The organism is Neobacillus rhizophilus, from assembly GCF_018343535.1.
In the GTDB taxonomy this organism is placed as follows: domain Bacteria; phylum Bacillota; class Bacilli; order Bacillales; family Cytobacillaceae; genus Neobacillus; species Neobacillus rhizophilus.
Genome location: NZ_JAGYPF010000002.1, coordinates 985,252 through 1,005,941, shown reverse-complemented (window position 1 = coordinate 1,005,941; position 20,690 = coordinate 985,252). Strand labels below are relative to the sequence as shown.

At 41.8% G+C, this 20,690-nt stretch carries 21 protein-coding genes, 1 other RNA gene and 1 pseudogene; 3 read left to right on the top strand and 20 right to left on the bottom strand.

Features of this window, described 5'->3' with window-relative positions; all coding sequences use genetic code 11:
* Nucleotides 1–8: 8 nt before the first annotated feature.
* From KHA99_RS12580 to KHA99_RS12560, 5 genes are all read right to left on the bottom strand, one after another.
* On the bottom strand, nucleotides 9–1,190 hold the full coding sequence (locus KHA99_RS12580) for a CpaE/TadZ family protein (protein WP_213117778.1): 1,182 nt from the start codon (nucleotides 1,188–1,190) through the stop codon (nucleotides 9–11).
* Nucleotides 1,187–1,810 (bottom strand): Flp pilus assembly protein CpaB, encoded by a 624-nt coding sequence (gene cpaB / locus KHA99_RS12575; protein ID WP_213117777.1) that lies wholly within the window; start codon nucleotides 1,808–1,810, stop codon nucleotides 1,187–1,189. Before cpaB ends, KHA99_RS12580 begins: the two co-directional genes overlap by 4 nt.
* 151 nt (nucleotides 1,811–1,961) lie before the next feature.
* Nucleotides 1,962–2,324 carry a TadE/TadG family type IV pilus assembly protein gene (locus tag KHA99_RS12570; protein WP_213117776.1) on the bottom strand — a complete coding sequence of 121 codons (363 nt, stop codon included), beginning with the start codon at nucleotides 2,322–2,324 and terminating at the stop codon, nucleotides 1,962–1,964.
* On the bottom strand, nucleotides 2,324–2,830 hold the full coding sequence (locus KHA99_RS12565) for an A24 family peptidase (protein ID WP_213117775.1): 507 nt from the start codon (nucleotides 2,828–2,830) through the stop codon (nucleotides 2,324–2,326). The genes KHA99_RS12570 and KHA99_RS12565 overlap by 1 nt, the downstream gene beginning before the upstream one ends.
* A gap of 81 nt (nucleotides 2,831–2,911) precedes the next feature.
* Nucleotides 2,912–3,082, bottom strand: a complete 171-nt coding sequence (locus KHA99_RS12560; RefSeq protein ID WP_213117774.1) for a Flp family type IVb pilin — start codon at nucleotides 3,080–3,082, stop codon at nucleotides 2,912–2,914.
* A gap of 233 nt (nucleotides 3,083–3,315) precedes the next feature.
* On the opposite strand from KHA99_RS12560, the gene KHA99_RS12555 reads away from it, so the two are divergent.
* Together KHA99_RS12555 and KHA99_RS12550 are read left to right on the top strand one after the other, a co-directional pair.
* Nucleotides 3,316–3,642 (top strand): DUF192 domain-containing protein, encoded by a 327-nt coding sequence (locus tag KHA99_RS12555; RefSeq protein ID WP_213117773.1) that lies wholly within the window; start codon nucleotides 3,316–3,318, stop codon nucleotides 3,640–3,642.
* Between the two features lie 71 nt (nucleotides 3,643–3,713).
* Complete coding sequence (locus KHA99_RS12550) at nucleotides 3,714–4,586, top strand: pilus assembly protein TadG-related protein (protein WP_213117772.1); 873 nt, start codon at nucleotides 3,714–3,716, stop codon at nucleotides 4,584–4,586.
* Between the two features lie 355 nt (nucleotides 4,587–4,941).
* On the opposite strand, the gene KHA99_RS31380 is transcribed toward KHA99_RS12550, so the two are convergent.
* Nucleotides 4,942–5,157, bottom strand: coding sequence for a 2Fe-2S iron-sulfur cluster-binding protein (locus KHA99_RS31380; RefSeq protein ID WP_307852064.1), 216 nt, complete (start codon nucleotides 5,155–5,157; stop codon nucleotides 4,942–4,944).
* Between the two features lie 117 nt (nucleotides 5,158–5,274).
* A pseudogene (locus KHA99_RS31375) lies at nucleotides 5,275–5,440 on the bottom strand (bacteriocin); the annotation flags it as partial.
* A 164-nt stretch (nucleotides 5,441–5,604) separates the two neighbouring features.
* Between KHA99_RS31375 and KHA99_RS12540 the strand changes: the two are divergent.
* A complete protein-coding gene (locus tag KHA99_RS12540; RefSeq protein ID WP_213118002.1) occupies nucleotides 5,605–6,294 on the top strand; it encodes a spore coat protein in 690 nt (229 codons plus the stop codon).
* A 59-nt stretch (nucleotides 6,295–6,353) separates the two neighbouring features.
* Here the strand turns inward: KHA99_RS12540 and KHA99_RS12535 are convergent, their stop codons facing one another.
* The 13 genes from KHA99_RS12535 to KHA99_RS12480 all read right to left on the bottom strand — a co-directional run bounded on the left by KHA99_RS12535 (nucleotide 6,354) and on the right by KHA99_RS12480 (nucleotide 20,465).
* Entirely contained in the window at nucleotides 6,354–7,535 is a 1,182-nt protein-coding gene (locus KHA99_RS12535; protein ID WP_213117771.1) for a M20 family metallopeptidase, read from the bottom strand.
* 22 nt (nucleotides 7,536–7,557) lie between these two features.
* Nucleotides 7,558–8,616, bottom strand: coding sequence for an alpha/beta fold hydrolase (locus KHA99_RS12530; protein ID WP_213117770.1), 1,059 nt, complete (start codon nucleotides 8,614–8,616; stop codon nucleotides 7,558–7,560).
* Nucleotides 8,617–8,840: 224 nt separating this feature from the next.
* A complete protein-coding gene (locus KHA99_RS12525) occupies nucleotides 8,841–10,157 on the bottom strand; it encodes an MFS transporter (protein ID WP_213117769.1) in 1,317 nt (438 codons plus the stop codon).
* Between the two features lie 27 nt (nucleotides 10,158–10,184).
* Nucleotides 10,185–11,771 (bottom strand): class I adenylate-forming enzyme family protein, encoded by a 1,587-nt coding sequence (locus KHA99_RS12520; RefSeq protein WP_213117768.1) that lies wholly within the window; start codon nucleotides 11,769–11,771, stop codon nucleotides 10,185–10,187.
* A 14-nt stretch (nucleotides 11,772–11,785) separates the two neighbouring features.
* Nucleotides 11,786–12,550, bottom strand: coding sequence for an SDR family NAD(P)-dependent oxidoreductase (locus tag KHA99_RS12515; RefSeq protein ID WP_213117767.1), 765 nt, complete (start codon nucleotides 12,548–12,550; stop codon nucleotides 11,786–11,788).
* A gap of 237 nt (nucleotides 12,551–12,787) precedes the next feature.
* Entirely contained in the window at nucleotides 12,788–14,206 is a 1,419-nt protein-coding gene (locus KHA99_RS12510) for a sigma-54 interaction domain-containing protein (protein WP_249366606.1), read from the bottom strand.
* 92 nt (nucleotides 14,207–14,298) lie between these two features.
* Complete coding sequence (locus KHA99_RS31515; RefSeq protein ID WP_372447599.1) at nucleotides 14,299–14,607, bottom strand: sortase domain-containing protein; 309 nt, start codon at nucleotides 14,605–14,607, stop codon at nucleotides 14,299–14,301.
* Between the two features lie 325 nt (nucleotides 14,608–14,932).
* Nucleotides 14,933–15,268, bottom strand: a transfer-messenger RNA (tmRNA) gene (ssrA, locus tag KHA99_RS12505).
* Nucleotides 15,269–15,445: 177 nt separating this feature from the next.
* The gene (gene smpB, locus KHA99_RS12500) at nucleotides 15,446–15,913 is read right to left on the bottom strand and encodes an SsrA-binding protein SmpB (protein WP_213117765.1); all 468 of its coding nucleotides are present in this window, start codon (nucleotides 15,911–15,913) and stop codon (nucleotides 15,446–15,448) included.
* A gap of 288 nt (nucleotides 15,914–16,201) precedes the next feature.
* Entirely contained in the window at nucleotides 16,202–18,589 is a 2,388-nt protein-coding gene (gene rnr / locus KHA99_RS12495; protein ID WP_213117764.1) for a ribonuclease R, read from the bottom strand.
* Between the two features lie 36 nt (nucleotides 18,590–18,625).
* On the bottom strand, nucleotides 18,626–19,372 hold the full coding sequence (locus KHA99_RS12490) for an alpha/beta hydrolase (protein ID WP_213117763.1): 747 nt from the start codon (nucleotides 19,370–19,372) through the stop codon (nucleotides 18,626–18,628).
* A gap of 199 nt (nucleotides 19,373–19,571) precedes the next feature.
* On the bottom strand, nucleotides 19,572–19,805 hold the full coding sequence (secG, locus tag KHA99_RS12485; RefSeq protein ID WP_213117762.1) for a preprotein translocase subunit SecG: 234 nt from the start codon (nucleotides 19,803–19,805) through the stop codon (nucleotides 19,572–19,574).
* Between the two features lie 117 nt (nucleotides 19,806–19,922).
* Nucleotides 19,923–20,465: a DUF6241 domain-containing protein gene (locus KHA99_RS12480; RefSeq protein WP_213117761.1), complete on the bottom strand. Its 543-nt coding sequence runs from the start codon at nucleotides 20,463–20,465 to the stop codon at nucleotides 19,923–19,925.
* Nucleotides 20,466–20,690: the final 225 nt, after the last annotated feature.

Below are 20,690 nucleotides of genomic sequence, written 5' to 3'. Positions count from 1 at the left end.
TCACCGCCTCACTTTCCAAGTTGATACCATTTTTTCTCTTTCTTTTTCCCGCTAACCTCCACTGTTTTTTGAAAATTAGAGTTTTCAGCCATTTGCCAAACTGCCTTACCAAGATGACTGCGAGAATTCGATAACATGAATGGCTGCCCCGCCTTTATGGAGGAGACAGCGACATTAACCTGCTCTGGAAGAGTTTGATAAACCTTGGATTCTAAAATTTCTTCAATTCGATTAAGTTCAAGTCCCTGACCCTTAACATAACGATTCAAGACCAGTTTTACTTTATCCTTGAGCTGAATAGCTTCCAAGGTTTCCAGGTAAAGCTTCGTTAACCTTAAAACAGATAAATCGTTTCCTGTCATCAGCAAAATTTCATCCGCCATATTAAGGCTTCGCAAATGAATATCAGATAGATAGGCAGGCAAATCAATTAGGATAATATCAAATAGTTCCCTTGCCTCCTCGATTGCCGCTTTCATATGTAATTCTGTAATCCCTTCAAAAAATTCAGGGCGTGTTGGTGCGGCAAGAACTGAGATGTCCCCATCCACAACGGTCATGTATTGACGTAAGGAATAATGGTCTTGCCCATACCCTTCCTTGACCCATTCGTAAATGGTTCGCTTAGGCTTCACATTATAGAAGATAGAGATTTCACCAAATTGGAGGTTGCCATCAATCACAGCTACCTTTTTTCCCATTCTGGCATAAGCAACTGCCAGATTTACGGTTAGAACCGTTCTGCCAATGCCTCCCTTAGGACCAGAAACCGCAATGACTCTCCCGATGTCCTTTCTGAGACTGGCAACACTAGGCTCCATTTTTGCCCGATGCTGCATAAATTTCTTGGCATGGGCAACTGTTTCAGCAAGGTCCTCGATTCTGTAGTTTGTTCGAAGTGTATCTGAAGCACCCACTTGCATCGCCTTTTTCAGGTTTTCCATTTCCTCAGGTACCATAAGAATGATGTAAACCTGGGGGTATAGTACCGAAATCTCTTGAGATAGTTCATAGACATCATATTGTGATTGGACATTAATAAATAAGACCGTTATTTGACTTTCTAATGCTTGTCGTAATTTTTCAATCTGATTAACGAAGATCAGAGTGTATTCCTGTTTTTCTAAAAATGTACTGACGCCTTCCGGAAAAGTGTAAGAGTCTGAAAAATAAACCCAATTTATGTTCATTTCTTACCAGAATCCCCCTCTTTAATGACTTCCCTTGTCTGCTTAAAGCCAGCTTTTCCTGTTTCTGAATCTTTTGTATTGCGAAGCATTAAATAGAAACCATCCTTATCCTTCGATGCTAGACTAAGCATGACCCCTTCCTCCGGCTTCACTTCCAAAGTAACCGTTTCATAGTTAAGGGCAGCTTCCTTGTTATCCGCTGATTTACCGGACGTAAGGACTTTCACATTTTCAAGGACAAGCACCGCTGATCTGTACTCTTTGCCCGTAGCATCGTCCTTCATAGATTCATAGGCAATCACATCGACCATCGAATTTGGTGCAATATAACCTGAAACGCCTTCTTCCTTTTCAGCTCTTATTGAAATGGCCCTTTTCCCTTCACTAACATCAACCATCGGGTTAACAGACTCCCGCGCCAGCGCCTTTTCTTTTTCTGCTTGCTTCTCTTTTTCAACCTCTGCATCTGTCTTTTTTCCTGTCCCATCCTTCAGTTTCTCACTGACTGTGGCACTTGCTGGAGTAGAGCCGTTTCCTTTTGCGAATACTGTAAAATAAACAACACCTGCGACAGCTATTCCGAAGATTAATGATATGATCCAGATTTTTTTTGTGTTCATTGTGAGCCTCCCTATTTCCCTTATGACCTGAACTTTAATAAAATAATTACCCACTCTTTTTCTATCTTTAAAGCTATAAGGAGATTAATAAATTCGCAAAAGTCCGACTTTTGCAATCTCTCACTGCCTGGTTTTTTCAATTTTAACTTGATTACTCAACTCTCATTACCGTTTTATCCTTAAGTTCAACTTCCCCAATTACACTACTGATTATTGGTGTAAGAAATGTAATTGGGTAGGTAATAGCAATAGTTACATCGTTTGAAGTTGGTGATCCTTTAGTTACTTTCACATTTCCTGTAGTTAAACTAATTCCTACAGCATTTTCAACAGCAACTTGTTCGATATTTGCACTGCCAATACTTGCAGCACGAGCTGCTTCTCTACCAGCGTGATCAATCGTAAGATAGGCATGGAGGATCCGTCCAAAGTCAACAATTCCAAATAAAAGTAACAGTAATACCGGTAAGACTAAGGCAAATTCAACTAGTGATTGGCCTTTTTCCGACTTCATTAAAATCCACCCCAAACCAGTGTGCAAAGTGTACCAAGGGCAATTGCAACTCCATAAGGAAATGAAATTCTCCCCTTTTTATCTTGAGATATAATAATCTCCCCAAGATTACTTCTTAAAAATACTAAATTAAAAAGAGTAGACTTAAGCAGGGGTATAAAGCCTTTATTTTTTATGATTAATAAAAGACCAATTACTCCACCAATCAGTGCAGTATAAATAAACGAATAAAATACAAATTCGGTGCCCATTAAGGCCCCAATTGCTGCCATTAACTTTACATCCCCTGCACCCATTCCACCTAAAATAAATGGGATTAATAGTAAGCTTAAGCCTACTAGGAATCCTTTGCCGCTAAATAAAAGTCCATTAAAGCCAGATATAATTATGGAATATACAAATCCAAAGATAATTGTTGGTACAGTAACTATATTTAATATTTTCCTTGATTTTAAATCAGTTATGAGACAAATTATTAGAACAATTCCCAAAACTATTATTTGCATGTTTTTACCTTCCTCCCTATAAGAAAGCCCTGCCTCTTTTTAGATGAGCAGGGCTAGAGATAACAGTTCTTATTTTAGCTATTAAATTGCACCAACAAGTTTATCTTTAATGTTTGTAAATACATCAGAAATACCAGTGCTCAATAATGCCACTGCTGCAACAACAACAGCAGCCACCAATCCAATAATCAAACCATACTCTGACAAAGTCTGTCCTTCTTCTTCTTTCCACAACTTTGTAATAATGTTCATTCTGTTCTCCTCCTATTATTCTTTTTAGAATTCTTTTGTTCTATATTTAGAACCTGAATTAAATATATAATGAACCTAGGGTTTTGAAAACTATCATTTTTGTTCGTTTTAGCGTAATATTAAGTATTTTTCATCAATTCCCTTAATAATTCTAGGTATTTCTCACTATTTCGTTCTTTAAATAAAACGTTTTGTTCATTATAATAAATATATAAAATGAAAGGAGCACGTCTATGGAAAAGAATATTGTTCACATCCCCTACGTGATACATTTAGCAGACTCAATTATGAAAAGAGTCATTGGGTTAATGTTTCGAAAGAAACCTATTGTAAATGAGGGACTTTGGATTATTCCTTGTAATGCGGTGCATATGTTTTTTGTGAGATTTCCCATTGATATCGTTTTTATTAACAAACAAAATGAAGTTGTAAAAGTTTATCATAGTTTGAAGCCCTGGAAAATGACGAAACCAGTAAAAACTGCCTACTCCACATTAGAACTTCCGGATGGATCGATTAAAAAGTTAGGAATTGAGATAGGTTGTATTGTTAAATTCTAATGAACATAAACTATAAAAAAATTTTTAACTAAATAATTCGTTTTAAAGAACGACAAAAAGTGAGGTAAAGGATGTTTACTAAATTAAAAAATATTATCAGAGAAGAATCTGGTCAGTCCCTTGTTCTAATTGCCGTATCACTTGTAGCGTTACTTGGTTTTACATCCTTAGTTACTGATGTTGGATATATGTATTTTCAAAAGAGTAATCTACAAAAAGCCGCTGATTCTGCTGCTTTAGCCGGAGCACAGGATCTGCCGAATGCAAGTACTGCTAAAAACACAGCAGAAAACTATGCAAATGCAAATGGAGTCAAAAAGTCAGAGATTACTTCTATTAATCCTTCTTATCAAAGCGACCCAACAAAGATAGAAGTTAAATTAAAAAGGAATGTTTCATTTAATTTTGCCCGAGTTTTGGGATTTACTGACACAGATATATCAGCGCGTGCTGTAGCTCAAAACAGCCAATGGGACGGGGAAGCACTACCTTTTATAAACCTGGATAACAAATATGGAGCAGAAGGGACAATACTTGAAGGCTGGAATAAAGTAGATCCTGGTGATAAGGAAAGAATTCATAATAATGATTTGGTGATTTCAGATGATAATACTAGTATCAAAGTAAAGTATGCCGATGGTTCTCTTATGTTTAAAAAAGGTAAAGATAACAGTATAAATGCTGCATTGGATAATATTTTAAAAGTGGGAAGGACTGTTTACTTGTTTAGTTTATCTAACGAAGTAATTGATTCTGGAGATTACAATAAAAAAGGTCCTAAAGAATTAAAAGAAGGAGATCTAATTCCACTTGAAGATACTGTTCTTTTAGAATGTCAAATCATTGAAGTTGAAGGGAAAATTGTTACTTTAAAATTTATGAAAGTTTACGATATATCTACTGGCGTTTTCCCGCAAGGTGATTCTTCAAAATTAGTTGAGTAAAAATGTACTATTCACCAAAATAGCTAGAACATCATTAACCACGTGAATTAAATTGCTGTCATACAACCCTTGCTTCATAAAATTAATCTGCCTGCTGTGAATAATACTTATTTTAAGCAAATGATGCTTCATGATACCTTACAATATTTACAAAAATTAGGTGAAGTGAATGATGGATTTGTAACTCAATCCTTTAAAAAGAATCTCTCAAGCTTGTTAGTGATATCAGTGTGAAAGAACTTAAGAAACACGATATTACCTTTCCGTTCTCTGTTGAAGATAATTTAGTTCATATGAATAATCGCATGCATACGTAAATAAAAAAACGAGGTTCCGCTCAGTGGGCCTCGTTTTTTCATTTAAAGAATTTCTGCCTGCCAAGCCAAGCGATAGCCATTTTGGATTTCCTTTTGGAGTTTTGCATGCTCTTTGTAAGACCCGTGCTACTGTCTACAACTTTAACTGTACATTGCCCGCATGTTCCTTTCCGGCATTTAAAATTAATGGACTGGCCTTGATTCAGTGCCGCATCAAGAAACTTCCCTTTTACCGGAGAAATCGTAAATTTCATTGTCTCTTGGAACACGATAATTTCTTTAAACAGCAGGTACAGGCTTTTCAGGTGGTACTGCCACAGCAACTGCATGCTGCACGATGGCCTACCGTAAAAACACGACTTCTCACCGTTATCCTCAATCGCTTCCAGCTTACAGATCGCGGAAGGACGTTTTATCCGCAACACTACCGTCTCGTATAATCGGAATTTCTGACCCCAGATAAGCGGTATTGAAATCCTCTGAGACAGCCAAGTCAAAATTATTTCTTCCAGTATTGGCCAATACACCTTTTTTGCCTTATAAAACAAGTGATTGGAAAACATCGTCTACCCCTTATAAATTTCCTATCTGTCATTATGAACGTGGAAGATTTTTTTTAACCCAAAAGCGAATAACAATTCCCGCTTTATCCAAAATAATGAGTGGCTGTGTCCAATTTTTTTGAGGAGGAGATTCGATTGATGATACAGAATCAGCAGGGGCAAATGCACCAGAATATGCATACAGGGGCTGTGCCGCAGCAACTGAACCATGGCGGCCATGAAATGTTTGATGTTCATGAAGTTTTGAATGGCTCGATTGGGACTTTAAATCAATATTTGATGCTGCGTCCGCATGTGAAGGACCCCGAGCTTCTTGATATTTTAGACCGTCAATATCAATTCATTCAGGATGAATATAATATAACATTGCAGTGCTTCCAATCCGGGCAGGACCCGTCAAAGCCAACGCAAAGCTATAAAATGAAGCAGGGGAATGACTTTGTATATGGGTTAACTCCGACTCAGCCGAAGAAGCCAATGCAGAACATGACGGAAATCTCCGATGAGTTTATTTCAGGCTGCATGCTGGCGGCTTGTAAATCCGGCGCTTCCCATAAGACGACAGCCGCATGTGAAACGACCAATCCGGTTGTCCGCCGCGTGCTTGCGGATTCTGTGCCTAACTGCATTGAAATGGCTTACGAGCTGTCTATTTACCAAAATAAAAATCATTATTACCAGGTGCCGCAGCTTGCCCAGCAGGATATGACGCAAATTGTTAACTCCTTTGCTCCTGCACAAGGCATGCCGCAAACGCAAAACATGAATATGAACATGAATGCTAATATGAATATGGGCATGAACAACAATATGAATTTTAAACACTAAACATAATAACTGGAGCTGTCTTAAAGGGTCAGACCCCAATAAGACAGCCTCCAGCTCGTTTATTTCTCTCCTAAATACTCAATGGCCAGTGCCATAAAATAACGTATGGATTCGATGAACTTGTCAATTTCCACATATTCATCCGGCTGATGTGCAAGTTTTGGGTGCCCCGGGCCAAAGATGAACGTCGGAATCTGCAAATGAGGCTGATAAACAGAAGCATCAGTATAATAATTGACACCGGTTGGATTCAAGTCCAAGTTCAACTCTTTCTTACCAGTTCGGACTGCCATTTGGACAAATTCGTTGGATTCCTTTGTACTAACCGATTCCATTCGATTAATTATTTTGATTTGATATGTTGCCTTTGTTTTTTTAGCGATTACCTTCAGCATCTCCTCAATATCCTTTAAAATCCGGTCGACATCCTGTCCCTGAACTGTCCGAATATCCAGCGTCACACTGCATTGGTCCGGCACGACATTTGTTTTGACGCCGCCTTCGATGGTGCCGATATTTAAAGTTGGGTGCCCCAAGATTGGATGCGGTGTATAGGAAAACTCATACTTAAGAAGCCCATTGATGAAATCGTTCATGGCCAAAATGGCGTTAACACCTTGATCCGGCATGGAGCCGTGGGCGGTTTTTCCATTCGTAGTAATCTCCAGCCACAAGCACCCTTTATGAGCGGTATAGATTTCGTTTTCGCTTGGCTCCGAGATGACCATGGCTGTAGCCTTGTCAATCTGTCCCTTTTGGACAACCGTCTTGGCACCATAGCCGTCCACCTCTTCTCCGGCAGTTCCGACAAACTGCAGCTTACCCTTTAGTTTCACACCGGCGCGGGATAAATAATCCATCGCCAGAATCATCGCGGCAACTCCAGCTTTCATGTCAGTAGTGCCGCGGCCATACATTTTGTTGCCGACGATTTCCCCGGAAAAAGGATCATGCTGCCACTCTACTTTACCAAGAGGAACAGTGTCAAAATGACCGCTGTAAACTAAATACTTCTCGTCTGTTTTTGTATCCGGATACGAAACAAACAAGTTGGCCCGGTTATTGCCTAGGTCATCCAGTTCCACTTGAAGCTTGGATGATGCTAAAAACGCTTGAATGGCTTCCGCTACTCTTTTTTCATTCCCATCTGGATTCACGCTGTTTACTTGGATAAGAGATTGCAAAAATTGAACCGATTCTTCTACATCTACCATCTCATAAATCGAATGCAGCTTCTGCATTTGTTTCCCCACCTTGATATTTTTATTTTGTTGAACGTTCACTAAGCCAGTCATCCAAAACTCCGGCAAATTTACCGGACATCGCTAAGTTCACATGGCCGCCTTCTATACGTAAAAAAGTTTTATCTTCACTTGAAACCAAATCCATGATTGGCTTACTTTGCTCTTCTGGAATCAGGTTGTCGCTTTTCATGCTGACGGCCAATAGATTTGCCTTAATATTTTTTAAATCTGCTTTTTTGCCGTGAATGGTAAACTCACATTTAACCAGCTTATTTCCTTTAAACAAGTCTTCGTTTAACTGCTTGAACGCTCCACCGGTTAACGGGACGTGCCCCTTTGTCCATGTGTTCATCCGATGCCATTTTTCCGTAAACCTTTGATCATGGGCCCGTGATAATAGGAGCGTGTAGGGGGTATTGTAGACCGGTGAAGTGATCGACCTGAACATGGCCTCAACATAAACAGGCGGTACTAATCCATACACTTCAATAAAGCGGTCGAGATCCATGTTCCCCTCAAGCATCGCTTCCGCCCAGTTTTCCGGAACGGAGGCCGTTACACTAAAATCAATCGGAACTGCAGCAGTCACTAAATTTTTGATTGGCTCCTCTGCTATGGAAGCATACATTGCAGCAAGTGTTCCACCCAGACAATAACCGACCACCGATATTTCCTCCGCACCGGAATGCCTTAATGCCCGCTGAACCGCTTTTTTGATATAGCTAGCTACATAATCTTCAATTGAAATATTTTTATCCTCATAGCCGGCGATGCCCCAGTCTAATAAATAGACATCATACCCTCTGTTTACCAACCCTTCGAGAACACTTGAGCCTGGAGCAAAGTCAAGAATGGTTGGCTGATTAAACAGTGAATACACAATGAAAATCGGGACATCATATTTTTTTGTTTGTGCCGGATAGTGCCATAAGGTGGCTTTATTTTTTTTCCAAACTAATTGTCTGGACGTATGACCGAATTGAAAGTCACCACTGTTAAGGGTTTTGAAAAATCTTTCCCATCGCTTCTGTTCTTTTTCAAGAAGAGATGCCTCTTTGTTTACTGTGTTTGTTGGCACGATTTGTCCTCCTTGCTCTAATTAGCGGGAACGAAGCAGCTCCTGAAGGCTTCGTCCGGTTTATTTTAAATGTTGTTTTTACATTCTTTGGGCCGGGTTGGGGCTTAGCGCGGCTCTTTTTTTACCGATCCTTCATGTTTTGGACCGATACGGGTAAAATAGCGCCTCTAATTTTACCGTTCCCTCAAGTTTTCAAATCGTACAGGTAAAATTCCGAACCCTAACTAGCTAACCGACTTCTCATCTTTCACTAAAGCCAGCGGATTTATCTGCTTCTCTTTCAAAATAATCGCACACACGGCCGCCAATGCTGCTGTCAACGCAAAGAAAATGAAGACGCCGCTAAAATCTTGGGAACCATTTGCGCCAACCTTTACTAAATATCCGGCAACAAGCGGTGACACAAACGATCCCAATTGACCGATACCATTTGCTAATCCAGTTGCACTACCTACGATTTCCTTCGGATAGCGCTTTGGCAGATAAGCATAGATGGAACCGAAATTTAAGTTAACAAAGAAACCAGTAAGTAAAAGGAGCGTCAGTAACATGCCGGTATTTCCTTTTTCAACAGCACCAAGCATCCATAGGACAGGTATACAGCCGATATAGGCAATCAAGGCAACAGGTTTCATGCGATGAAGAACCTTATCCATCAGCCAGCCGCCAAGCATCATCGCAAAGAATGCCACGATGTAAGGAGCAGATGCGAAAAAGCCCATTTCTTTAATATTTAATCCGTGTTGGGTGACTAAGAAAGAAGTAAGCCAAGTGGATGAACCCCAATAGACAGCCAGCTGGCAAAATAAGCACAAAGTATACACATAAAAATTGCTATCCTTTAAGAAAACTCCGTATTGCTTTCTTTTCTCTTCTTTTGTAAGAGTGGCAGAAACCGCTCCATCTTCAATATCTTCGTCCTTGCTCAGTCTTCCCTTTGCGATCAACTCTTTTGGAGAATCCGCTACAAAACGCCATAATAAAAAGATTCCAAGTGCACCCGGGATGGCAAGAACGTAGAATACAGGGCGCCATGCACCTGCAAAAAAGTAAACAGAAATGCTGGTAACGATGACCGGAACAATCGCCGGCGCAACAGCCCAAGAGGTGGCAAAAAACGAAACGGCCCGTCCTCTTTCCTTGAATGGGAACCAGTTATTGATGGCACGGATAGCCGGTGCAAAATGATGGCCTTCTCCTAGACCTAAACCGATTCGGAGAGCTATAAACTGTGCGAAGTTTTTCACCATACCGGTTACGGCTGTAACGGCGGTGAATACGGTAATCGCAATATACATAACTTTTTTCGCGCCAATTTTATCGGCAAGAAATCCGGCGCTGATTTGCGCGGCTGCGTAGGCAAAGAAAAACACGGAGGCAAGCTGTCCAACCTCAACCGGCGTCAGATTTAAATCCTTCTGGATAAACGGAAGGAAGGTAAGAACGGCCATCCGGTCAAAATAATTAATAATGTAGACTAACCAAAGAATGACAAGAACGACATAACGATATTTCCAAGCTTTTTTTGCCACAGTGGACATTGGAATCAAATCCTTTCGAATGTAAAATTAGCTTTGCAGATTCTTCAATGCGTTCTTTAAAACTTTCCCCCCAGGGTTGCGGGGCAGCTCGGAAACAAATTCTATTAGTTTCGGAACCTTGTAATTTGCTAATCTTTCCGCCACAAAATCTTTGATTTCCTGCGGGTCGATGACTTCCTGATTTTTTGGTACAATCACTGCTTTGACAACTTCCCCAAAAATAGCATCAGGAACGCCTAAAACGGCCGCTTCATGCACCTTTGGGTGATTATAAAGGACATTCTCAACCTCAATGGAAAAGATTTTTTCACCACCGCGGTTAATCAGGTCTTTTTTCCGGTCAACTATATAAACAAAGCCGTCCTCATCCATTTTGGCTAGGTCGCCGGAACGCCAAAATCCATCAACAAAAGAGGTTTGATTTGCTGCTTCATTATCCCAATAGCCCTCTACTACCATTGGCCCCTTAATTAATAGTTCTCCGACTTCTCCCGGCGGGCATAGCTCATCGTTATCATTTACGACCTTTAACTCGCCAACCGGCACGGGCATGCCGACCGATTGAAATTTCGCATCGCTATATGACCGTGGCATAAGCGTTGCGGGTGATGAAGTCTCCGTAGCCCCATATGCATTTTGTAAATAGGCGTTTGGAAAATATTTTTTCAATTTATAAATGGTTTCTGTCGACATCGGGGCGCCGCCGTACGCGATACAGTTAACATTTGTGTAGCTGTATAATGAGAATTCCTGATGGGCCATCATCATGACATAGATGGTTGGAACATTGAACAAAAATGTTACCCGCTCTTCGACTGTCAATCGGATGAATTCCTCCGTCTTAAATCTCCTTATGATCACGGATGTGCCGCCCACTCGTACCATATGAAAAAGCTGGCCAATCAATCCGGTCACATGAAAGAGCGGAACCGCAATCAGCGTCTTCGCCTTGTGCGTTGTTTTAAATACTGTTTCATAATTGATGGAACTGTGTATGGCCCCTATATGGCTGCCCACCGCTCCCTTTGGCAATCCGGTAGTTCCAGATGTATACATAATAAATAGTGGGTCATCCTCTGAAACAGGAAACTCAGTAACCGAAGCAGGCTGCTCGAGAATTTCAAAAGGTAAATAGTCTTTCCGTTTAGGCGTTTTATTTCCGATTAAAAAGAAATTTTGGATTGAATCGATTGAACTGCTGTCTCTCATGCTTTCGACTGTTTCTAAAAATTCATCATCGACAAACAAAATCTTGCTGCCTGATTGCTGCAGCATATAAGAAAGCTCGTTTTCCTTTAAACGAGTATTTAACGGTACAAAAATGGCCCCCAATTTGGCACAGGCAAACACCAGCAAACTAAATTCGATGCTGTTCCCCAGTAACAGGGCAACTCTGTCCCCTTTTTTTACACATAAGGAACTTTGTAAATTACCGGCAATTTCTAGCACTTTATCGTGCGTTTCTTTGTAGGTTAATCGTACTCCGTTCATGACCAGCGCTTCGTGTTCAGGGTACTTCCGGGCTGCTTCCTCCAACATTGCAAAAAGATTCCGGGGCCGGTTCTCAAATACTTTTAGTTCTCGGTTAAAATGGGTTTCTTTTACGATCTTCATGTAGTAAACCTCCTTTAACGTGCCGTCCAACCGCCGTCGACGTGGAGCACTTGGCCTGTCACATATTTTGATGTATCAGATGCCAAGAACACGACTGGACCAACGAGGTCTGATATTTCCCCAAATCTTTTGATCATTGTAGAGTTGACGATTTTTTCGACCCGCTCAGGATCGGAAAGCCAATCCTGCGTCATCGGCGTCATAATATAGCCAGGTCCAATCGCATTGACAGTAATATTATTTGGTGCCAATTCCTCAGCCCAGATTTTTGTTAATTGATTAATGCCGCCTTTACTGGCAGCATAGGAAGTTTGAAACGACATTCCCACGCTTCCAAAAATGGAGGAGATGTTTATGATTCTTCCGTAGTTTTGTTTGATCATCTGCTTGGCACAGGCCTGCCCGACCAGAAAAATCCCTTTTAAATTGACCCCCAAAACTCGGTCCCAATCGCTTTCTTCCACTTCGACCAATGGCTTGCGGATATTCATGCCGGCATTGTTGACCAAGATATCAAGCGAGCCAAAGCGCTCGACGATTTCATTAACAAGCCTTTCTACCTGCTCCTTTTTTGTCACATCGGCTTGAATATAAGCCGCATTCATGCCCTCTTCCTTTAATTGTTGGACGGCCGTTTCTCCTTCATCAGCCCCCCGGCTGGTAATGACAACAGTTGCCCCATAACGACCCAAAGCTTGTGCCATACCTAAGCCAATTCCTTTACTTCCTCCAGTTACAAGGGCCACTTTTCCATTCAGCTCAAAAGTTGGGAAATTCATCAATTTTCATCACCTTCCGTCGAATTTATTTTTTTTATGACAATCCATCCTTTTATAATGCAATTATCGTGCCAATTTTTGAATAGATAGAAAATATTTAATATTTAGATATTATTCGACAAAACTCACTGAAGGATCTTGTCAAACAATGTTGAAATGAACAGAAAAAAGCCGACAAATGAACGTCGGCTCTTGAATATAGTTGATGAGGTTTGATTCCTTTTTTCATCAAAAATTTTATATACCTAACTTTTGCATCTTTTTTACTAGCGCAGACTGACTAATTCCTAATTCCATCGCAGCACGCCTGGTCGTCCTGGATTCCTCCATTTGTTCTTTTATGATCTTCCGCTCCACATTGGCCAAAATTTCCTTTAACTTTCCCTTTTCTGTTGTTGTTTTTTCCAAACCTCTGAGTAAATTTGGCGGCAGATCTTTAATATGGATTTCGTCATGATCGGAGGTAATAACCAGTCTTTCCACCAAGTTTTCCAATTCTCTGATATTTCCTGGCCAGTGATATTTTTCAAAAAACTGAAGAATTTCTGGATGAAATCGTTTATTCAGCTTGCTTTTTTTATTCGTTTTATTTAAAAAATAGAACGCAAGCGGCACAATGTCGGCTTTCCTTTCCCTTAATGGCGGAATCCGGATAGGAACGATGTTTAGCCGGTAATAAAGGTCCCTTCGGAAATCATTTTTATCCACCATTTCCTCTAGATTCATATGGGTTGCCGAGATGACCCGCACATCAATTTTGATGCTTTTCCGGCCGCCGACTCGCATGATTTCAAACTCCTGCAGTACCCTTAATAATTTCACCTGGAGATCGATCGGCATATCGCCAATCTCGTCTAGAAAGATGGTGCCCCCGTTTGCCAGCTCAAACAACCCCGGTTTTCCATGGCTGTCCGCACCGGTAAACGCCCCTTTTTCATAGCCAAATAGTTCGGATTCAAGTAGGTGTTTAGGAATGGCACCGCAATTGACTTTAATTAATGGCTTATCGGCCCGGTCGCTTTCGTTATGCAAATAATTGACAATAACCTCTTTCCCTACTCCAGACTCCCCCAAGACCAGCACACCGGAATCAACCTTGGCCACTTTTCTTGCGAGATGGTAAACCTTTATAATTTCCTGGCTTTGCGCGACAATCCCGTCAAGATGCATCTGGATTAATTCCCGTTTTTTTAAATCCTCAATTTCACTTAAATATTTTTCCGTTAATTTTCTAGATTGATAGAGTGCGTTTTTCATTTGGTTTAAATCTGATATATCTCTTACGTTCGTCACGACAAACGATATGGCACCGCCCGGGTCGAACACCGGACTCCCGGTTACAAGCAGTTCCTTGCCCCTAACGGTTTGAATAATCGTGACCGGTCTTTTTTCATCCAACACTTTTAACGTAACAGACTCGGAAACAATCCCTTCTTTTACCACGGTCTCCATGCTTTTTCCTAGCAGCTCATTGTTTTTTACACCGGTTATTTTGGAGTAAGCCTGGTTGACCATGACGCCGACACCATTTTTATCAGCAACATATACACCATCATAGCTGCCTTGAAAACTTGATATTAGAATATGGACGATATCTGATTTGTTCATTCCGTTCTTTTTCAGGACTTCAGAATTAAAGAAGTTCTCCGTTTCCAATGGGGCTCCCTCCATTTTTAAAAAAAGCTGATGAAATTTCGAATCAAATTTTCTAGATGATTCCTTTTGTAATCAAATATTCTCCATCTAATTCAGAATTTCCTTTTTTTGTGTATAAAAAAAGCCGGTTTACTTAACCGGATAGGCATAAATGATATATCGTTCCGGCGCTTTGCCGACAAAATGGAACGGGTGGAAAGGACCAATTCCTCCTTGCCCGCCTTTCTAATGATGGTCCGATCATTTTTATCGACAATTTTCGAAGAAGCCATTTTGTATTTAAAAGTACCATAAGGGAATTCAAGGATAAAAATATCGCTTGGTTCTAGTTCGCCAAACTTTCTAAACACCGTGTCTCTGCGTACTGCCTGAGAAAAAAGAGCATAAAAAAAGACCAGCATTTCTGCTGACCTTGTATCCACCTTATGTATGGTGGAGACGGCGGGACGTGCGTTTCCATGCTTTCGACATGGCACTGACTATATCTTGAACCTGCATTTATTACAGGTCCTCCGGCGTCTTATGCGAATCATATATTTGTCCATTATGACAGGATTTCGCATCTTAGTACTACCATTTTCGAATGGCAGCCTATAAGTCGATACACGGCTGTTGGATTGCTCCACATACCGCTCGGCATTGCCTTATCGCTTTTTAAAGCGACGTAGGTTTCACCGATAAAGCCGGATTTTCACTTATGTGTTACCACATAAGGCGACTAATTACTAATCGAACCCGCGTCCAAAGATATCGGCACTTAAGCTTCTACGAGTGTAGTCGATATATTCGCGCTTCGCTGATCCATATGCCTATCGACGGGCGTCCGGTAAGCTAGTCTGGTTGTTCTCTTCCTTCGCCCTCAGACGGTGGGCTCCGGCGTAGCCTACTTAGAGTGAGTCCGCTACCCTACCACATAGGCGATGGAGGGGCGAACAGCTATGCAGTATTAAGCTGCGAAAGCTAAGTTGTTGTTAGTTTTGCCAGTTATAGGCTTTGACGTTTTAACGAGGCCGATCCCCTCGACTCGCAACCCAAGCTCGAACTACCCCTGTCGAATCCGTAGCGTCCCCATATAAAAAGTTGCTTTTATGAAGCAAGACGTTAGGAAACTGGCAAGTTGCCTGAGCTAAGTTGTTTGCCGCTCATCTCAGCGACAAATTTATTATAACACATTTAATGCGTTTTTCAATTGTAATTATTTGTAAGGCAAACCAACTTTGTTTGTGAGGTTTAATGGTCCTACATTTTCTGGCGATCGCGGAATGCGCGCTCGATTTCGCGTTTTGCTTCTTTTTGCTTCAAGGACTCACGCTTATCGTAGTTCTTTTTACCTTTTGCAAGCCCAAGCAGCACTTTGCAAAAACCATTTTTTAAATAAAGCTTTAATGGTATTAAAGAATAGCCCGCTTCTCTAGTATCTCCAAAAAGCTTTAAAATCTCGCGCTTATGAAGCAGCAGCTTTCGTTCTCGTTCCGGGTCATGATTGTAGCGGTTTCCTTGCTCATATGGGCTGATATGCACTCCGATAAGAGTGATTTCTCCATTCTGAATCCGTGCGTAGGAGTCTTTTAAGTTCACCTTTCCAGCACGGATGGACTTGATCTCCGTTCCCTGCAGGACAATTCCAGCCTCATATGTTTCTTCGATAAAATAGTCATGATAAGCCTTTTTATTCTGGGCGACTACTTTTCCTTCACCTTTTGGCATAATTTTCACCTCATTTACGTGTTAATTTTAACAGAACGGGTGAGTCTATACAATTAGAAAAGAGGGTGAAAGGGTGATGTGGTGGATGAAAGACATTTTTTAGCCTTGCACCTCTGCATTTCTTTGCACTTTGTCCTTCATCCGCCTTATGAAGGACATTTTACGATTAGCACCACTCCATTTTGTCCTTCATCCGCCTCATGAAGGACATTTTCCAGCTCGCACAACTGAGTTTTGGTCTTCATACTCAATTAAAGTTAATAAAGAGAGCCCAAAACAGGCTCTCCCCTAATATTTCTTTTTCTTCCGCTTCGTGCTTTTGTTTTTCGGAACGTTCTCAAAAAATTTGCGTTTCTTTTTCGACTTTCCGTCGCCCTGGCCGCCACCGCCGCCGGCATCGGATTTGCGGTCGCCTTGTTTGCCTCCACGGCCGCCTTGCTGCCCTCGCTCACCCTGCTTATTCCGGCGTGGCTTGGACTCATTGCTGCCCGTCTTAAAGACCTTTGGCACAGTAGAACGCTCACGCCGTGGCGTGCCCTTCATACCGACAATTTCAAAATCAATTGAGCGCTCCTCTTTATTGACCTTAACTACCCGAACGGTAATTTCATCACCGATGCGGAACACATTCCCGGTCCGCTCGCCAATCATCGCATAATGGCGCTCATCAAAACGGTAATAATCATCGGTCATGTAGCTGACATGGACAAGGCCTTCGATCGTATTCGGCAGCTCGACAAACAATCCGAAATTCGTGACGGAGCTGATGATTCCATCGTACTCTTCGCCAATCTTGTCTTCCATATACTCCGCTTTTTTCAATTCATCAGTTTCACGCTCAGCATCAACGGCACGGCGCTCCATTTTTGAAGAATGCATTGCAATATCTGGAAGTTCGGCATTCCATTTTGCCCTTGTAGCCTCATCTAGTTTTCCTTCAATGATATAAGTCCGAATCAACCGGTGCACAATCGTATCCGGATAACGGCGGATTGGCGAGGTGAAATGGGTGTAAAACTGGGCTGATAACCCGAAGTGGCCAAGATTTTCCGGATCATATTTTGCCTGCTGCATCGAGCGGAGCATTACCGTGGAAACGACCATTTCCTCGGGCTTTCCCTGGACCTCTTCAATAATTTCCTGCAACGCCCGCGGGTGGACGTTGTTTGCCGTCCCCTTCACGATATAACCAAAGTTAGTGATAAACTCGAAAAACTTGCGCAGCTTATCTTCCTTCGGATCTTCGTGAATACGGTAAATGAACGGGACCTCCATCCAGTGGAAATGCTCGGCAACTGTTTCGTTGGCCGCCAGCATGAATTCCTCAATCAGGCGTTCCGCCACTGAACGTTCGCGCAAGACCACATCGGATGGCTTTCCTTCTTCATCGACCAATACTTTCGACTCTTTAAAGTCAAAATCAATCGCGCCCCGCTTCATTCGTTTAGCACGGAGAATCGCAGCTAATTCACCCATCAATTCGAACATTGGTACCAACGCCTCGTAGCGCGCCCGGGTTTCCTCGTCCTTATCCACAAGTATCCGGTTGACATCGTAATACGTCATCCGCTCAGTCGTTTTAATCACGCTTTGAAAAATTTCATTAGAGACGACTTGGCCTTCCTCGTTGATTTCCATTTCACACGATAGCACAAGACGATCTACCTTCGGATTAAGGGAACAGATTCCGTTAGACAACCGATGCGGAATCATCGGAATTACACGGTCTACTAAATAAACACTTGTAGCCCGGTCCGCAGCTTCGACATCAATCGGCGTGCCTTCTTTTACATAATAGCTGACATCGGCAATATGGACGCCGAGCTTGTAGTTACCATTTTCGAGTCGCGTAACGGTAACAGCGTCATCCAAGTCTTTTGCGTCCGCGCCGTCAATCGTCACAATCGTTTCGCCACGAAGGTCACGGCGGTTTTCTAGCTCACTTTCATCGATTGTGTCTGGTGTCTCATTTGCCTGTTGCAGAACTTCTTCCGGAAACGCCATCGGTAACCCGTGCTTATGTATGACAGACAGAATATCCACACCTGGGTCATTTTTATGGCCAAGGACTGAGATAACTTCACCCTCAGCACTTTTTCTCCCCTCAGGATAGGAGGTAAGCTTTACGACTACCTTATGTCCTTCGACCGCACCCTTTGATGCCTCTTTTGGGATAAAAATATCACTAGCAAATTTTTTGTCATCTGGTATGACGAAACCAAAGCTTTTGCTTTCAACATAAGTACCGACAATTTGCTGCGTACCCCGCTCGATGATCCGGATAATACTTCCCTCGCGGCGCTGGCCAGAGCTTTCAGAGGAAATTCTAACTAGCACGGTATCCCCATGCATGGCATTATTCGTTTCTGTTGGCGGGATAAAAATATCATCCATCCCTGACTCTTCAGGAATTACAAACGCAAATCCCTTTGCATGCCCTGTCAACTTGCCACGGATTAGATTCATTTTTTGCGGAAGACCATAGCGGTTCGCTCGGGTTCTTACAACAAGACCCTTTTCCTCCATTTGCACAAGTGCTTTGACAAATTCCTTAAAATCAGCAGAATCCGAAATATCCAACGCGGATTCCAGCTCCTGAACCGTTAATGGCTTGTATGCCTCGTCCTTCATATATTGCAAAAGCCTGTCGACATGCTTTTTAATATTCTCTTCCATGTTAATCCCTCCTTTAAAAAGGTTTTTAAATAATCGTTATACTAGCCAATCTAGTTTTTCTAAAAAGGCGTATACATCTTCATGCAGTTGTTCCTTCTCTTTGTCCAGCGTAATGACGTGGCCGGACTCTTCATACCATTTGATATCCTTCTTTTCTGATTCAATATTTTCGAAAATAATATTGGCGCTCTCGGTGTTGATCATGTTATCATGGCGGGCCTGAACTACAAATGTTGGGGCATAAATCATATCGACATTGTCGCGTACATCGGCAATCAATGCCTGAAGAGCTTTTAACGTCCCCATCGGTGTCTTTTTAAACTCATCCATTTCCAATTCGATTTGCTCGTTTGTTTTTCCTTCCCGCTTTTTAAATTCACGAGCATATTCCAGAACTCCTTCGTACATAACCTGTTCACTTTTTATATGCATCGGGGCGCACATGGTGACAATTCCCTTTACAGGTACAGTGTAACCCAATTTCAAGGAAAATACGCCGCCAAGGGATAAACCGGCTACTGCAATTTCCTCGTGGCCTTTATTTTTCAAATATTGGTATCCATTCAATACGTCCTGCCACCAATCCTCTGGACCTGTATGGACCAGTTCTTCCGGGGGGACTCCGTGGCCCTTATAATGCGGCGCATGGCAGGTGTAGCCCTTCTTTTCTAGAAAACGGCCCAGCATCCGGACGTCCGAAGAATTCCCAGTAAATCCGTGCAGCAGCAAAACCGCCCGCTTCCCTCCCTCAAAGGTAAATGGTTTAGGCAATGAAATTCTCATACTTACTACTCCTTCACTAACACAAAATATCGCTATTCCTTAGTTTAATCAAAGAAGAAGTGAACATTCTACCAAAATGCTTGAATAGTGGTGTCAGGCACCGCTCGTGGACATTGTCCACTCCAGATGGACACACCCCCTCACGTTCCTGCAGAAACGCAGAAAACCCGGCGCGGGGCCGGGTTTTTGTTTAGTTATATTAGATTTTGAAGTAGGTAACGGCTAAGGTGAGCAAGAAGAATAGGACTGATAGGACGACTGTGATTCGATGAAGGATCAAGTCGAGTCCACGTGCTTTTTGCTTACCGAATAACTGTTCCGCACCACCGGAAATGGCACCGGATAAACCAGCGCTTTTACCTGCCTGAAGTAAGACAACAACAATCAGTGCGATACTTACGATCACTAATAATGTAACTAATAATGCATGCATGAAGGCCACCTCCTGTAGACGTACAATACACAGTATATTAAATTTACCATAATTAAGCCTTTTTAACAATACACGTTTATGTGACATGTTTTGGATTGGAGGACAGTGTGAAAAGGTTTATTGCTTTACCTTAATATGGAAGTTTTTCTCAATATACGCCTTTTCCTCATCTAATGATAATACCCCAGTCGCTTTCCCAATGGTTCCTCCTTGAAGATTCCAAATAGCATTGTGGTCGTTATCGACCCGGGAAAACTCCCCTTTATCCCAGCGATTTAATATGGCAATGTAAAGGGTAGCATTTTCATATTTGGCGGGGTGGGTATTGACTATTTCCAGCAATCTTTCCACCCGTTCCTTTGTTAAAGGGATTGCTCCCCACTTTTTATTGGCGATCACCTTTTGGTGAGACATTTTGTGAATAGCATCCTGAATTGCGGTTTCTGACATATCCATTGGGAACTCGACTGCAATTTGGCTGAGGTCAGCATCCTCAATTTGAATGACGGTTTCCCCACTTTTTGTTTTTTGCTCCTTCATGGTGACATCTACTTTTTGAAAAGGCAAAGCTCCGTTGAAAAGATAGTATCCGGCAGCAAGAACAGCAACAATTATAAGCACCCACTGTATCTTCGATAACCTTTTCAGAATTTTTTTCATTCCCATCTTCCCCAGTCTATCTGTTTTAAACAATGTTGTTATCTAAGTATTATTATACAAAGGCAAGTTGATTCCCTGCTTTTTATTCCAATTTTTTCATAAATGGATGCTGCGACAGTGAAAAAACTCCTTACGACAGTAAACAAGTTTTATCCGATAGTTCAAACAGTAACCCCCGAAAACATAATAAAAGGACCTCCAGCCAAGTACAGCAGGAGGTCCTAA

Excerpts from the sequence above, each read along its gene's own strand:
- secG (WP_213117762.1), bottom strand. The coding sequence starts at position 19,805 with ATGCATGCATTATTAGTTACATTATTAGTGATCGTAAGTATCGCACTG.
- cpaB (WP_213117777.1), bottom strand. The coding sequence starts at position 1,810 with ATGAACACAAAAAAAATCTGGATCATATCATTAATCTTCGGAATAGCT.
- KHA99_RS12550 (WP_213117772.1), top strand. The coding sequence starts at position 3,714 with ATGTTTACTAAATTAAAAAATATTATCAGAGAAGAATCTGGTCAGTCC.
- rnr (WP_213117764.1), bottom strand. The coding sequence starts at position 18,589 with ATGGAAGAGAATATTAAAAAGCATGTCGACAGGCTTTTGCAATATATG.
- KHA99_RS12520 (WP_213117768.1), bottom strand. The coding sequence starts at position 11,771 with ATGAAGATCGTAAAAGAAACCCATTTTAACCGAGAACTAAAAGTATTT.
- KHA99_RS31380 (WP_307852064.1), bottom strand. The coding sequence starts at position 5,157 with ATGAAATTTACGATTTCTCCGGTAAAAGGGAAGTTTCTTGATGCGGCA.
- KHA99_RS12570 (WP_213117776.1), bottom strand. The coding sequence starts at position 2,324 with ATGAAGTCGGAAAAAGGCCAATCACTAGTTGAATTTGCCTTAGTCTTA.
- KHA99_RS31515 (WP_372447599.1), bottom strand. The coding sequence starts at position 14,607 with ATGCTGGTCTTTTTTTATGCTCTTTTTTCTCAGGCAGTACGCAGAGAC.
- KHA99_RS12525 (WP_213117769.1), bottom strand. The coding sequence starts at position 10,157 with ATGTCCACTGTGGCAAAAAAAGCTTGGAAATATCGTTATGTCGTTCTT.
- KHA99_RS12555 (WP_213117773.1), top strand. The coding sequence starts at position 3,316 with ATGGAAAAGAATATTGTTCACATCCCCTACGTGATACATTTAGCAGAC.
- KHA99_RS12540 (WP_213118002.1), top strand. The coding sequence starts at position 5,605 with ATGATACAGAATCAGCAGGGGCAAATGCACCAGAATATGCATACAGGG.
- KHA99_RS12535 (WP_213117771.1), bottom strand. The coding sequence starts at position 7,535 with ATGCAGAAGCTGCATTCGATTTATGAGATGGTAGATGTAGAAGAATCG.
- KHA99_RS12565 (WP_213117775.1), bottom strand. The coding sequence starts at position 2,830 with ATGCAAATAATAGTTTTGGGAATTGTTCTAATAATTTGTCTCATAACT.
- smpB (WP_213117765.1), bottom strand. The coding sequence starts at position 15,913 with ATGCCAAAAGGTGAAGGAAAAGTAGTCGCCCAGAATAAAAAGGCTTAT.
- KHA99_RS12515 (WP_213117767.1), bottom strand. The coding sequence starts at position 12,550 with ATGAATTTCCCAACTTTTGAGCTGAATGGAAAAGTGGCCCTTGTAACT.
- KHA99_RS12580 (WP_213117778.1), bottom strand. The coding sequence starts at position 1,190 with ATGAACATAAATTGGGTTTATTTTTCAGACTCTTACACTTTTCCGGAA.
- KHA99_RS12480 (WP_213117761.1), bottom strand. The coding sequence starts at position 20,465 with ATGAAAAAAATTCTGAAAAGGTTATCGAAGATACAGTGGGTGCTTATA.
- KHA99_RS12490 (WP_213117763.1), bottom strand. The coding sequence starts at position 19,372 with ATGAGAATTTCATTGCCTAAACCATTTACCTTTGAGGGAGGGAAGCGG.
- KHA99_RS12560 (WP_213117774.1), bottom strand. The coding sequence starts at position 3,082 with ATGAACATTATTACAAAGTTGTGGAAAGAAGAAGAAGGACAGACTTTG.